Here is a 14049-nt window from a genome sequence, read left to right on the forward strand (position 1 = left end):
TGAAACCGGCGAAAACCCCCTCGGACGCCCCACAGCCGATTCAGTCCGACAAATGATCTTCGAGCGTCACGCCGGCGTCGCGCATGCGATGCAGCATGGCATCGACCGACCCATTGAGATCGATGCCACGGCAGGCATCGAGCCGGACGGTGATCTTGAAGCCCTGGCTGACGGCGTCGAGCGCCGAAAAGCCGACGCAGAAATCCGTCGCCAGGCCGACCAGGGTCAAGGTGTCGATGCCGCGTTCCCTGAGATAGCCGGCGAGGCCGGTGGGCGTCGTGCGGTCGTTCTCGAAGAAAGCCGAGTAGCTGTCGATGGCGGGGCGAAATCCCTTGCGGATGACGAGTTCGGCCTTGGTCCAGGCGAGGCCGGAGTGAAAATCCGAGCCAAGGCTGCCCTGGATGCAATGGTCCGGCCACAATGTCTGCTGGCCGTAGGGCATGTCGATCATGGTAAAGGGCTGCGCGCCTGGATGGCTGGAGGCAAAGCTCGAATGGCCGGCGGGGTGCCAGTCCTGCGTCAGCACGACATGGTCGGCATGCCGGATCATATCGTTGACCAGCGGCACGATCTCGTCGCCGCCGGCCACGGCAAGCGCGCCGCCCGGGCAAAAGTCGTTCTGCAGGTCGATGACAACAAGCGCTTCGTCGGCCATGGGCTTTCCTCTTCTGTATGCGGGCTCCAGTGGAAAATGCCGCTGACGCGACCGGAGGCAGAAACTTGACCAGATGGCCGCCTGCGTCAACCTCTGGAAGCATAACAAATGCGTGGTGGCGGAGCTGCGGCAAACTCTGGCTTTGACAATTCCTGCCGGCTTGATATCATTTGCATACGAATGAATTTGCCCGGCCGTGACGCCGGAAGGATCTTTCGAAGTACCGGTTCTGGAAGGCCTCTTTTTTGGAAGGCAAAGCGTGATCCGTTACGCGAAACCCACCACGGTCGACGAGGCGCTCGCGCTGCTTGGCGAGGGCGCCTGGCGCATTCTGGCCGGCGGCACGGATTTCTATCCGGCACAAGGCAGCAAGCCGTTCCGCGACAATGTCCTCGACATCAACGGTCTGACGACGCTGCGCGGCATCGCCGAGACCGGCAGTCATTGGGTCATCGGCGCGCGCACGACGTGGACCGACATCATCCGCCACCCCTTGCCGCCGGCCTTCGACGCGCTGAAACAGGCCGCGCGCGAAGTCGGCTCGGAGCAGATCCAGAACGTCGCCTCCGTCGCCGGCAATCTTTGCAACGCTTCGCCGGCCGCCGACGGCGTGCCGGGCCTGCTTGTCCTCGACGCCGAGGTCGAGCTGCGCTCGGCGGCGGCAACGCGCCATCTGCCCTTGCCGGATTTCATCCTCGGCAATCGCCGCACGGCCTTGCAGCCAGGCGAATTGGTCACCGCCATCCGCGTGCCAAAACCCATCGGCACGTCGGCTTTCGTCAAGCTCGGGGCGCGGCGCTATCTCGTTATTTCCATCGCCATGGTGGCGGCGCGTCTGGTCGTGGAGAACGGCATTGTCACGGATGCGGCTGTCGCGGTCGGTTCGTGTTCGGCCGTCGCCAAGCGGCTCGCCGGTGTCGAGGCCGCGTTGCGCGGCTTGCCGGCTGAGGGCGGGCTCGCCGATGCGGTCCTGGCCGCGCCGATGGCTGAGCTGTCCCCAATCACCGATGTGCGCGGCAGCGCCGAGTACCGGCTCGACGCCGTGCGCGAGATCGTTGCCCGGGCTTTGCTGACAGCCGCCGGACCGATACACCACATGGTGGCGGCATGAGCCAGGTCCTGCCTGAAGCCCGAGAAGCTCTGCCCGATTTGGGCGGCGTTCCGCATGGCCTTGAGCGCGCCGACATTGCCTTCGCGGTCAATGGTGTCGACGTGTCCATCAACGTGCCGCCGTTGCGCCGCCTGTCACAGGTTTTGCGTGACGAATTGCTGCTCACCGGCACCAAGGTCGGCTGCGACGCCGGCGATTGCGGCGCCTGCACGGTGCTGGTCGACGGCGCGCCTGTCTGTGCCTGCCTGATGCCGGCTGCCTCAGCCGCCGGCGCATCGGTGACAACGGTCGAAGGACTGGCCAATGGCCGGCTGTCGGCGCTGCAGGCCTCTTTCCTCGCCCATGGCGCCGCGCAATGCGGCATCTGCACGCCGGCGCTGCTGGTCGCGGCAACCGCGCTGCTGGACACGAAGCCCAGACCGACCGAGACCGAGGTGCAGGACGCTCTGGGCGGCATCCTCTGCCGCTGCACCGGCTACCGGAAGATCATCGCGGCGGTGGTGGATGCCTCTTTGCAAACGGCAAGCCTGGATTTCCGCCTGCCTCAGTCCGGACACGCCATTGGCTCGTCACCTGTCAGGCTTGACGGCGTGCCGAAGGTGACCGGAGCTGAGAAATTCGGTGGCGATTCCTTCCCGGCGGATGCGCTTGGCGTGCTGGTGGTGCGCTCGCCGCATTACCATGCCAGCTTCACCTTCGGCGATCTCGCTAGCTGGGTGAAGGCCCATCCCGGCATCACCGGTGTGTTCACGGCGGCCGATATTCCGGGGAAAAACTGTTTCGGCGTTATCGGCCCGTTCGCCGACCAGCCGGCACTGGCCGACGGGTTTGCGCGGCTTCGCGGCGAGGCGGTGGCGCTGGTTGCCGGCGAGCGCGAGGCGATGCTCGATCTCGATTTGTCGGACTTTCCGGTCCGCTGGACCGAACTGCCGCATTTTCTGCAGTCTGGCGAAGCGCAGGCCGAAGGCGCTGCGCTGATCCATGAAAACCGCCCGGCCAACCTGTTGACCAAGGGCTTCGTCGAACGCGGCGACCCCGAGGCAGCGCTTGCCAATGCCGCCGTCACGGTTTCCGGCGCGATCGACACCTCCTATGTCGAGCACGCCTATATCGAGCCCGAAGCCGGCCATGCCTATATGGATGGCGACACGCTGGTCGTCGTCGCCTGCACCCAGGCGCCGTACATGGATCGTGACGACACAGCGAAGGTGCTTGGCCTTGCCGTCGACAAGGTGCGCATCGTGCCGACCGCGACCGGCGGCGGGTTCGGCTCCAAGCTCGACGTTTCGCTGCAGCCGCTGATCGGCCTGGTGGCGCTGAAGACGGGACGGCCGGCCGCCCTTGCCTACACCCGCAACGAATCGATGATGTCGACCACCAAGCGTCATCCGGCCGAGATGAAGGCGACCATCGGCGCCGACGCCCACGGCCATGTCACTGGCATGACCTTCACGGGCGATTTCAACACCGGCCCCTATGCGAGCTGGGGCCCGACCGTGGCCAACCGCGTGCCGGTGCATGCCTCCGGCCCCTATGCGACGCCGAACTACCGCGCCGAGGGCCGCGCCGTCCACACCCATGGCCCGATCTCCGGCGCCTTCCGCGGCTTCGGCGTGCCGCAGGCGACGATCATGCAAGAGACGCTTTATGACGAACTGGCAGGCAAGCTCGGCGTCGACCGCCTCGATTTTCGCCTGAAAAACTGCCTTCGGAACGGCTCCGAAACGGTTACTGGTCAGCTCCTGGAGTCCGGTGTCGGCATTGCGGAATGCCTCGAGGCCCTGCGGCCGCATTGGGCGCGTGCGACCTCGGATGCGGATGTTTTCAACAATGCCCACCGGGACAAAAAGCGCGGCGTTGGCGTGGCTTCCTGCTGGTATGGCTGCGGTAACACATCGCTGCCCAATCCATCGACCATCCGGGTCGGCATCTCGCCATCTGGCGATGTCATCCTGCATCAAGGCGCCGTCGATATCGGCCAGGGTTCCAACACCGTCATTAGCCAGATCTGCGCCGACGCGCTCGGCCTGCCGCTGGACAAATTCCGGCTGAAGAGCGCCGACACGGCAATCAGCCCCGATGCCGGCAAGACCTCGGCCTCGCGCCAGACTTTTGTGACCGGCAAGGCAGCCGAAAAAGCAGGGCGGGCCTTGCGCGAAACGATCCTGCGCTTCGCCAATGTCTCTGAAAAAGCCTCCATGCAGCTCGATGGCGTGGCAATCGTCATCCGCGAGGGCGAAGCCACGCGCCGTATCGATCTCGCCTCGCTCGACGTGGACGGCAATGGCTTCGTCTTCCGCGCCGAGGAGACCTACGACCCGCCGACGCTGCCGCTCGATGCCAAGGGACAGGGCAAGCCCTATGCCGTCTATGGCTATGGGGCGCAGATCGCCGAACTCGAGGTCGATCTCACGCTCGGCACGGTGAGGCTGATCAAGATCACCGCCGCGCACGATGTCGGCAAGGCGATCAACCCGCTGCTGGCCGAGGGTCAGATAGAAGGCGGCATCGCGCAAGGCATCGGCATGGCGCTGATGGAAGAGTACATTCCCGGTCGCACCGAAAACCTGCACGACTATCTCATCCCGACGATCGGTGACGTGCCGCCGATCGAGACCATACTGGTCGAGGTTCCCGATCCCGAAGGGCCGTTCGGCGCCAAGGGCCTGGGCGAGCATGTGCTGATCCCGACGGCGCCGGCGATCCTCAACGCCATCCGCCACGCCACCGGCGTTCTGGTCACCAAGGTTCCGGCGACGCCGACGCGTATCCGCGCCGCCATTCGCGAAAAGGAGGCACGCCGATGAGCGAGCTTGCCGAGCGCTTCGAAACCCACGATCCCGGCGAGAAGCTGGTGGCGGAAAAGATCCGCTGCGATGCCTGCCCTGTCATGTGCTACATCGCGGATGGCCGCACCGGCGCCTGCGACCGCTATGGCAATGCCGGCGGCAAGATCGTGCGCATGGATCCGCTGACCATTCTCGACCATGCGGCGGAGACCGGCGCGGCAATCGTGCCGTTCGTCGCCGAGGGCGAGGCATGGGACGGCGAACTGGTCAACACCGGCCGCCGCTTCGTCACGGCAATAGGTGCCGGCACCACCTATCCCGACTACAAGCCAGCCCCCTTCATCGTCAGCCAGGAGGTCGAGGGCGTCGATTTGGTGACCGTGGTCACCGAGGGCATCTTCTCCTACTGCGGCGTCAAGGTGAAGATCGATACCGACCGCCATATCGGACCCGAAACGGCTGTCGTGCGATCGCAAGGCGAGGCGATCGGCCATGTCACCACGGGCGAGTACGGCTCGCAGATGCTGTCGCTGGGCGGTGTGCATCATTTGACCGGCGGCTCCAAAGCGGAAGGCCGCGCCACCTGTGACGCGCTGCTCAATCTGTGCAACCGCAAGCCGGTCGAACTGAGCATCGACGGCGGCGCCACCATCACCGTCGAAGCCGGCAAACCGCCTGTCATCGACGGCAAGCAGGAACACCGCATGCGCGTCGGCTGCGGTTCGGCGACCATCGGCATGTTCGCCACGCAATGGCGCGGGCTGGTCGACGAGGTGGTGGTGGTCGACGACCACATCACCGGCGTCGTCTCCGAGCATCAGGCCGGCAAGGTGCTGGGCTGGCAGGATACGGGGATAAAAATCATCGGCCGCCGCTCAACACCGGGCCGCTATTTCAAGGTGTCGGAGCCCGGCCTCGGCTGGGGCGGGACCAGCATTTCCGACCCGCTGTCGATCCTCGGCGAATGGAACGCCAAGAAGGGCGCACGTCCCGGCCTGTCGATGCTGATGGTTTCGACCACCGGCGAGCAGTTCGCCTATTACGAACTCGACGACGATCTGAAGCCGGTCCAAAAGCCGTTTCCGGAGCGGCTGCAAAAGTCGGTCGAGCTGATCGAGGACAATTGCGAGCCGGCGCTGTGCACCGTGCTGTTCATCGGCGGCGCCGGCGGTTCGCTGCGCGCCGGCGTCACCGAAAACCCGGTCAATCTCACCCGTTCGGTGCAAGGCTTGAAGACCTATGTCACGGTCGGTGGTGCGCCGGCCTATGTCTGGCCGGGCGGCGGCATCACGCTGATGGTCGATGTCACACGGGTTCCGGAAGGCGCCTTCGGTTATGTGCCGACGCCGGCGCTGGTGGCGCCGATCGAATTCACCTTGCGCCGCGACGATTATGTCAGGCTCGGCGGCTACGAGGCCGAAATCCGCAGCGTCGACGACATCGTTGCCAAGGGCGGCGAATACCTCAATGCGCGCCGCGGCACCGGCGCGTCATCGGGCAATCCATGGCCGCCACTGGCGCAATTGCGCCGGACGCCCGCGAACGGGGCCGGATGATGGACGGTCCGCAAGCGCATTGGCTGCAGGGCGGCAAACGGCTGCATCTCAACCATGGGCCGATCGACCTGATCGTCGAGGTCTTTGGCGAGGCGCTGGAATGCCGCAAGGCCTATGAGCAGGCCGTGGCACGGTTCCAGACCATTTTAGCCGAGCTGGTTGATGAACTTCCGGAACTGCGACGTCCCGCGTCGTTGCGTCCTCGCCTGTTCTCCGGGTCAACGGCGCGGCGGATGGAGGCGGCGGTCGTGCCGCTGGCGGAAGAATTCATCACGCCGATGGCCGCCGTCGCGGGATCAGTAGCCGACGAAATACTTGGGGCACTGCTCGCCGGCCGAAAGCTCGATCGCGCCTATGTCAACAATGGCGGCGACAGCGCGATCCATCTGAGCGCCGGCCAGTCGATGACCCTTGCTATCGCCGGCATCGGCCACGGTCTGGCCGATCGCATCGTCATCCATGCCGAGGACGGGGTGCACGGCGTTGCCACCAGCGGCTGGCGCGGGCGCTCGTTTTCGCTCGGCATCGCCGACGCCGTCACCGTGCTCGCCAAGACCGGCGCCGAGGCCGATGCGGCCGCGACGCTGATCGCCAATGCCGTCGACCTGCCCGGCCATCCGGCCATCCGGCGTGTGCCGGCGCGCGAGCTGGCGCCTGACAGCGACCTTGGCGACAGGCTGGTGACACAAGGCGTCGGCCGGCTTTCTCCAGCCGAGATCGCCACGGCGCTGGACAGCGGGCTTGCCGTCGCCGAAGATTTCCGCCGAAGGGGATTGATCGCCGCGTCGGCGCTGTTCCTTGCCGGCCATATCAGCGTCGATGGTTCCATGGCGCTTGCCGCGCCCAACAAACGTCAGGGGAAGGAAGTTGCCCATGCCTGAGTTTCCGGTCCGCAAGATCGCGGTGCTGAGCGAAGAGATTTTTCATGAGGGCGGGCCGGTCGCAAAAGTCCCGCGCCGGCGTGCCGCCGCCATGGCCGTGGTCAAGAACCCGTTCGCCGGGCGCTATGTCGAAGACCTGCAGAGCGCGATGGACGATTTGAAGCCACTCGGCCTGCTGCTCGCCGACCGACTGATCGCCGCACTCGGCGGCGATGTCAAACAGATCGACGGCTATGGCAAGGGCGCCATTGTCGGCACGGCAGGTGAACTCGAGCACGGTGCGCTGTGGCATGTGCCGGGCGGCTATGCCATGCGCGAGCGGCTCGGCGACGCCAAGGCGATCGTGCCGTCGGCCAAGAAGGTCGGCGCCTTCGGCTCGAAGCTCGACGTGCCGCTCGGCCACATAAACGCGGCTTACGTGCGCAGCCATTTCGACGCCATGGAGGTCGGCATCAGCGATGGCCCGCGCCCCGATGAGATCCTGTTTTGCCTGGCCATGACGTGCGGCCCACGCGTCCACAATCGCATGGGCGGTCTGGCGGCCGATGACATAAAAGCCTGGGACGGGCTGCGGTGAGCGACGGGGACAATCTGCTCAAGCTGGTCGAGGCCGAAGAGGCCGACGATCAGGATTACCTCCTGCAGGAGCAGGTCGGCTTCATCCTGCGCAAGGCGCACCAGCGCCATGTCTCGATCTTCGCCGCGCATATCGGCGACCTGACGCCGCCGCAATTCGCGGCACTGGCCAAGCTGCGCGATGTCGGCGAGACCTCGCAGAACCAGCTCGGCACGCTGATCGCGATGGATGCGGCGACGGTGAAGGGCGTCATCGACCGGCTGAAGGCGCGCGGCCTGGTAGAGCTTTCCAAGCATGAGGTCGACAAAAGGCGGCTGCTGGTCAACCTGACCGCCGAAGGACGCGACGCGATCGAACGCCTGATCCCGCTGGCCCGCGAGATCACAAGGGAAACGCTGGCGCCGCTCTCGGCCAAGGAGATCGCCACCTTCATGAAGCTGCTGGCCAAGCTGGCGTAGGTGATCCTGCCGGACGCCAATCAGCGCCCGGCAGAAAAGTATCGTTTCAGAGGCCGTTGGCCTTCAGCACCTTAGCGGCGTTTTCCTTGGTGATCTTCTCAGTCGGCAGCGTGATGGTCTTTTCGACCTTCTCGCCTTTGAGGAACTTGATCGCCTGACGCAGACCTTCCGCACCGGGGGTGACATAGGTGAAGGTCGCCGTCAGTTCACCCTTGTTCACCATTTGCACGCCCTCGTTGGGCAGACCGTCGATGCCGATGAACTTGATGTCCTTTTCGCGGCCGACATCCTTGGCGGCGAGATAGGCGCCATAGGCCATCGGGTCATTGTGGCCGTAGACGAGATCGATCTTCTCGTTGCTCTTCAGCGCATTGGCCATCAAATTATAGGCCTGGTCCTGCTTCCAGTCGCCCGACTGCTGGTCGAGCAGGTATTTGATGCCCGGCTCCTTGTCGGTGAATTCATGGAAACCGTCATGGCGGTCATGTGCCGGCTGGGTGCCCATGCCGCCCCAGATCTCGACGACATTGCCCTTCGCCTTGCCCTTGCCGCCGAGCAGTTCGACGGCATACTCGCCGGCCGCGCGGCCGATCAGCTTGTTGTCGCCGCCGACGAACTGCGTGTAATCCTTGGTGTCGACATTGCGGTCGAGCACGAAGACCGGGATCTTGGCGTCGATGGCCTGCTGCACGACGCCGGTGAGGCCGGCGGATTCCTTCGGCGACACCAGCAGCGCGTCGACCTCCTGACGGATCAGGTTCTCGACATCGGCGACCTGCTTCTCGGTCTTGTCCTCGCCGTCGGTGATGATCAGCTCGACCTCGGGATGCTTGGCGGCTTCGGCAATTATGTCCTTGTTGAACTGGGCGCGCCAGGGCTCGATCGTGGTCACCTGCGAGAAGCCGATCTTCCACTTCTTGTCCTGGGCGAAGGCATTGCCGGTCGAAAGCAGCGCGGTGGTGGTCAGCAGTGCCGCGCCAATTGCGGCAAGCTTCAGCATGTCACGTCTTTTCATTTCTTGTTTCCTCCGAGATTGAGAGACGGGGTCTCTTGCGACGGCCGCTTGGCTGCGGCCGTTTCCTTGCGCGCCGCTTGCCCGCCGGGCAGGCGCAGATATGCCAGGAGATCACCGGCATTGCGCTCCTGCACGAGCACAGTGCCGATGATGATCATCCCCTTCAGCACCAGCTGAAGGTTCGAATTGATGTTGTGGAGCTGCAATATGTTGGAGAGCAGCCCGAAGATCAGCACGCCGCAGAACGTGCCGGTCAGGCTGCCGCGTCCGCCCATCAGGCTGGTGCCGCCGATGACCACGGCGGCGATGGCGTCGAGCTCCAACCCGGCGCCGGCATCGGGCTTGCCTTGCCGGTACTGCGCCACATAGAGCACGGCGGCGATGCCGGCCAGCAGGCCGGAGATGGCATAGGTGGCGATCTTGACGCGGCCGGCGGCGATGCCGGAAAGCCTAGCCGCCTCCTCATTGCCGCCGATGGCATAGACATAGCGCCCGAACGGCGTGAAGCGCAGCACGGCGCCGTAGATCAGGATCGCGCCGAGGAAGAACAGGCCGGGCATCGGGATGACGCCGAACACCAGCGAGCGCAGCATCTCGAAATCGGCGGTGGCGTTCGAGCCGGTGTAGACCGGCAGCACCGCATTGTTCTGGCCTGCGGTGAGCCGGGCGATGCCGAGTGCCGTCACCATCATCGCCAGCGTGACGATGAAGGGCTGCAGCCGCCCGGCAACGATGATGAAGCCGTTGATCGCGCCGAACAGCAGCCCCACGCACGGCGCCACCAAGAGCACGCCGAACACGCCGAATTTGGGCTCGATCTGCGGCAGCAGATACCACAGGGAAACGCAGCACAGGATCACGCCGACGATTGCTGGCGTGACCAGCCCACGAACGCCGTCCAGCCTGACATCGCGGGTGGCGGCATCCGGGCCAGCGCGGGATTTTGCAAGGTTCAGGAAGATGAAGCGGGTGATGACGAAACCGAGGCAAAGCGCCACCAGGGCGACGGTCGGCACGCCCAGCACGACACCCGGTGTCACGCCCGGAACCGTCAGCAGCATGGCGCAGACCACCGAGCAGATGGCCATCAGCGAGCCGACGGACAGGTCGATGCCGCCGGTGATGATCACCGCCGTCATGCCGGTGGCGATCAGGCCGGTGGTTGACACCTGGCGCAGCACGTCGAGCAGATTGCCGTAGGACAGGAAGATGTTGTTGCCCTTGGAACTCATCGGCGAGCCCAGAACGCCGATCAGGAAGATGGCGATCAGGCCCCAATAGAGCTTGGTCCGGGAGAGAAGCTTCAGGGCAGTCATGCGGCTGGTCTCGATAGGGTCCGGCGCGGTGCGGCAAGGCGCATGATGGCCTCTTCGCTTGCCGCGTCGCGGGAAAGAATGCCTGTCTGGCGGCCGTCGGCCATCACCAGGATGCGGTCCGACAGATGCAGCAATTCCGGCAGTTCGGAACTGATGACGGCGATGGCGAGGCCATCGCGCGCAAGCTTGAAGATGAGGTCGTAGATCTCGCGCTTGGCGCCGACATCGATGCCGCGCGTCGGCTCGTCCAGCAAAAGCACTCGCGGCCTCGTCGCCAGCCATTTGCCGATGACGACCTTCTGCTGGTTGCCGCCCGAGAGCGTGCCGGCGGCTTGGTCGATGTCCCGGCAGCGGATGCCGAGCGCCCTGACCGCTTGCCGCGCCAGTCCTTGTTCGCCGGCCAGCGAGCGGATGCCGAAACGCGCCAGCGACCCGACCAGCGGCAGCGCCACATTGTCCGATATCGAGGCCTGCAGATGCAGGCCTTGCGTCTTGCGGTCCTCGCTCACTAGCGCAATGCCCAGCCGCCTGGCATCGCGCGGCGACCGGATGTCCACGGACCGGCCGTCGAGCCGGATCTCGCCGCCGGCACGGCCATCGCTCGAGCCGAAGATCGCTTCCATGATCTCGGTGCGGCCCGAACCCAAAAGGCCGCCTATGCCGAGGATTTCACCGGCCGCAAGATCGAAGCTGACACCATCGACGACCTGCCGCCAGCCGTGGCGGTCGGGCTTCGACAGCGACAGATTGCTGACCGAAAGCACGGTCCGGCCGCCGGGATCCCGCTCCTCCTGGGAGGATGCGAGCAGGTCGCGTCCGACCATCGCCGAAATGATGGCATTCTCGTCCAGCTCGGCCATGGGCCGCGTCAGCACATGGCGCCCGTCGCGGAACACGGTGACGCGGTTGGCCAGATGCATCACCTCGTCGATGCGATGCGAGATGTAGACGATGGCGACACCGCTTTCGGCAAGCTGGCGGATGATGCGGAACAGGCGCTGGCATTCGGCCGGCGACAGCGCCGAGGTCGGCTCGTCCATGATCAGGATGCGCGCCGACATCGACAGCGCCTTGGCGATCTCGACCAGCTGCTGTTCGCCGACGCGCAAGGCGCCGACGCGCGCTTCAGGATCAAGTTCGATGCCGAGCCGCTGCAGGAGGGCGCCCGCCCCGCGGCTGCTCGCCTTGCGGTCGACGATCAATCCGACGATCAGCTTCTCGCGGCCGAGGAAGATGTTGTCGGCGACACTCAATTCCGGCACCAGGTTGAGTTCCTGATGGATGATGGCGATGCCGGCATCCTCGGCATCGCGCACGCCGGCGAAACTCACCGGCCGGCCATCGACGCTGACCGCGCCTTCGTAGCCGGTATGGATGCCAGAAAGAATCTTCATCAGCGTCGACTTGCCGGCGCCGTTCTCGCCCATCAAGGCATGGACTTCGCCACGCCGCAATTCGAAGCCGACATCCACCAGGGCGGCGATGCCGCCGAAGCTCTTGGAAATGCGCTCGGCGCTCAGGACGACGTTGGACTGGTCCGCCGCCGAAGCATGCCCATGGGCGATGGAACTTCTGTGCTCCATGACAATGGCGGCCTCCCTTCCGTCCTCGTCAAATTTCATCCAAACGCTAATCTAAACGTTTCGATCATGTCAAACCGCTTATCTGATAACGTAGGATTGGCCCTTTTCAATTCTTGCGAAAACCCTCGACATTCCGTAGGTATAGCGAACAAACATCGGCGAAACGTTTCGAAAATGGCGACATCCAAGCGGACGAGACAGCGTAAATCGACGGCGCCGACGATGCTGCACGTGGCCGAAGCGGCGCGTGTCTCGGTCGCCACCGTTTCGGCATTGATCAACGGCACGGCGACCGTCAGCCCGGAACTTAGCCAACGCATCGAACAGGCGATCCGCGATATCGGCTACAAGCGCAATGCGATCGCCCGCAGCCTGAAGATGGGCACGACGCGCACGATCGGCTTGACCGTGCCGCACATCACCAACCCGTTCTTCACCGACGTCGTCTCGGTCATCCAGCAGGCCTTCGACCGGGCCGGCTATGCCGTCATGCTGTGCTGCACGGACGAGGACCTGAACACCCAGGATGACCAGATCAGGCTGTTGCTCGACCGCATGGTCGACGGGCTGATCGTCGCGCGTGTCGGCGACGGCGCGATCCTCAAGGGCATCGTCGACGGCGCCAATGTGCCGGTGGTGCTTCTGGACCGCGTTTGCGAGGGCGTCGACACCGACACGGTGGTGCTCGACAACCAGCGCGCGGTGTTCGACGCCATCACCTATCTCATTCATCTCGGCCACCGGCGCATTGGCTACATCACCGGCACGTCAGACATTTCGCCGATGCATGACCGCATGGCCGGATATCGCCAAGCGCTTCACGCCGCCGGCCTGCCGGTGGCCGAGGAACTGGTTCGCTCCGGCAATTTCCACGAGATCGACGGCTACAACGCGACCATGCAGCTGCTTTCATCGCATGACCGGCCAAGCGCGATCTTCTCGGCCAACAATCCGATGGTGATCGGCACCATGAAGGCGATCCGCGACATCGGCCTGTCCTGCCCGCAGGACATTTCGGTTGCCTGTTTCGACGATTTTCCCTGGTCCGACGTGTTCCAGCCGCAGCTGACCACCGTGGCACAGCCGGTGCAGGCGATCGGCGAACAGGCGGCCAATCTGCTGCTTGATCGCCTCGCCGGCAACCGGGACGCACCACCGCGCAAACTCGTGCTCAAGGGCCGGTTGATGATCCGCAATTCGTGCCGGCCGCTCGGATCGATGGTGCAGAGCGTGAGCGCTTAAAGCAATTCCAGGAAAAGTGTGAAACGGTTTTCTGTCCAGAGTTATCTAAAAACAAGCACTTAGAGCAGTTCAGCGATTCCGTGCAAAACTGAATCGCTTTAGCGCAGTGCACGCCGGGCCAACCGATTGGAGTGCCGACAATCAGCCGACCTAGGCGACGAAGACCTTGGCAATCACGGCACGCGGGGCTAGGAATGACGAGATGCGGCACGAGCGCCGGGTTGTATCATGCGCGCGACATCAATCTTGATCGCGATACTTGCCGGGATGGTCGCATTCTCCGGCTGCACCACCGGCGACGCACTGCAGACTTCTCCCGCGGCCTATGGCGGCCTGACCGACGCCGGTCTTCGCATCCCGCCGGTTCCGATCTACAAGGTCGACCAAAAGTTTCGTCGGCAGACGGTGCCTTACGCGACCGACGAGGCGCCCGGCACCATCATTGTCGATACAGGGGCGAAGTTCCTCTACTACGTGTTGGGAGATGGCCAGGCGATGCGCTACGGCATCGGCGTCGGCAAGGCGGGCTTCGAGTGGCATGGCACTGCGCACGTTGCGAGGAAGCGCGAATGGCCGGATTGGACCGCGCCGTCCCAGATGATCGTGCGTGAGCGCGAACAAGGCCACATCATACCAGCCCATATGGATGCCGGACTCATGAATCCGCTCGGGGCGCGGGCGCTTTATCTCTTCAACGAGAAGGGTGACACCGGGTATCGCCTGCACGGCAGCCCTGAATGGTGGTCCATCGGCAAAGCCGTGTCGGCGGGCTGCATTCGCCTCATGAACCAGGACATCATCGATCTCTATGACCGTTCCCCGGTCGGCACCAAAGTGATCGTCCTCTAGGGCAATGCCAGGAAAAG

The 14049-nt window shown here is 64.5% G+C and carries 12 protein-coding genes; 8 read left to right on the forward strand and 4 right to left on the reverse strand.

Annotated features, from left to right (window positions below; translation table 11 throughout):
• Positions 1 to 40 precede the first annotated feature (40 nt).
• Positions 41 to 655: a bifunctional nicotinamidase/pyrazinamidase gene (gene pncA, locus JT360_RS04050; RefSeq protein WP_214470263.1), complete on the reverse strand. Its 615-nt coding sequence runs from the start codon at positions 653 to 655 to the stop codon at positions 41 to 43.
• 259 nt (positions 656 to 914) lie between these two features.
• Here pncA and JT360_RS04055 point away from each other — a divergent pair, with 259 nt between their 5' ends.
• Genes JT360_RS04055 through JT360_RS04080 form a run of 6 tightly spaced genes read left to right on the forward strand, consistent with a single transcriptional unit; the run spans position 915 to position 8027 of the window.
• The gene (locus JT360_RS04055) at positions 915 to 1766 is read left to right on the forward strand and encodes an FAD binding domain-containing protein (protein ID WP_214470264.1); all 852 of its coding nucleotides are present in this window, start codon (positions 915 to 917) and stop codon (positions 1764 to 1766) included.
• Positions 1763 to 4573 carry a molybdopterin-dependent oxidoreductase gene (locus tag JT360_RS04060; protein WP_214470265.1) on the forward strand — a complete coding sequence of 937 codons (2811 nt, stop codon included), beginning with the start codon at positions 1763 to 1765 and terminating at the stop codon, positions 4571 to 4573. The genes JT360_RS04055 and JT360_RS04060 overlap by 4 nt, the downstream gene beginning before the upstream one ends.
• Positions 4570 to 6111, forward strand: a complete 1542-nt coding sequence (locus JT360_RS04065) for a 6-hydroxynicotinate reductase (protein WP_214470266.1) — start codon at positions 4570 to 4572, stop codon at positions 6109 to 6111. The genes JT360_RS04060 and JT360_RS04065 overlap by 4 nt, the downstream gene beginning before the upstream one ends.
• A complete protein-coding gene (locus tag JT360_RS04070; RefSeq protein ID WP_214470267.1) occupies positions 6111 to 6992 on the forward strand; it encodes a UPF0280 family protein in 882 nt (293 codons plus the stop codon). Before JT360_RS04065 ends, JT360_RS04070 begins: the two co-directional genes overlap by 1 nt.
• Positions 6985 to 7569, forward strand: a complete 585-nt coding sequence (locus JT360_RS04075; RefSeq protein WP_214470268.1) for an amino acid synthesis family protein — start codon at positions 6985 to 6987, stop codon at positions 7567 to 7569. Before JT360_RS04070 ends, JT360_RS04075 begins: the two co-directional genes overlap by 8 nt.
• Positions 7566 to 8027 (forward strand): MarR family winged helix-turn-helix transcriptional regulator, encoded by a 462-nt coding sequence (locus tag JT360_RS04080; RefSeq protein ID WP_214470269.1) that lies wholly within the window; start codon positions 7566 to 7568, stop codon positions 8025 to 8027. The genes JT360_RS04075 and JT360_RS04080 overlap by 4 nt, the downstream gene beginning before the upstream one ends.
• A 46-nt stretch (positions 8028 to 8073) precedes the next feature.
• Here the strand turns inward: JT360_RS04080 and JT360_RS04085 are convergent, their stop codons facing one another.
• From JT360_RS04085 to JT360_RS04095, 3 genes are read right to left on the reverse strand one after another with little or no spacing between them, the layout of a single operon-like run.
• A complete protein-coding gene (locus tag JT360_RS04085; RefSeq protein ID WP_214470270.1) occupies positions 8074 to 9042 on the reverse strand; it encodes a substrate-binding domain-containing protein in 969 nt (322 codons plus the stop codon).
• Positions 9039 to 10358: an ABC transporter permease gene (locus JT360_RS04090; protein WP_214470271.1), complete on the reverse strand. Its 1320-nt coding sequence runs from the start codon at positions 10356 to 10358 to the stop codon at positions 9039 to 9041. The genes JT360_RS04085 and JT360_RS04090 overlap by 4 nt, the downstream gene beginning before the upstream one ends.
• Complete coding sequence (locus JT360_RS04095; RefSeq protein ID WP_214470272.1) at positions 10355 to 11941, reverse strand: sugar ABC transporter ATP-binding protein; 1587 nt, start codon at positions 11939 to 11941, stop codon at positions 10355 to 10357. The genes JT360_RS04090 and JT360_RS04095 overlap by 4 nt, the downstream gene beginning before the upstream one ends.
• 222 nt (positions 11942 to 12163) lie before the next feature.
• On the opposite strand from JT360_RS04095, the gene JT360_RS04100 reads away from it, so the two are divergent.
• Positions 12164 to 13183, forward strand: a complete 1020-nt coding sequence (locus JT360_RS04100) for a LacI family DNA-binding transcriptional regulator (RefSeq protein WP_214470416.1) — start codon at positions 12164 to 12166, stop codon at positions 13181 to 13183.
• Between the two features lie 228 nt (positions 13184 to 13411).
• Positions 13412 to 14032, forward strand: coding sequence for a L,D-transpeptidase (locus tag JT360_RS04105; protein ID WP_214470273.1), 621 nt, complete (start codon positions 13412 to 13414; stop codon positions 14030 to 14032).
• Positions 14033 to 14049: the final 17 nt, after the last annotated feature.

The sequence above is a fragment of the Mesorhizobium sp. dw_380 genome, assembly GCF_018588885.1.
Taxonomy (GTDB): domain Bacteria; phylum Pseudomonadota; class Alphaproteobacteria; order Rhizobiales; family Rhizobiaceae; genus Mesorhizobium.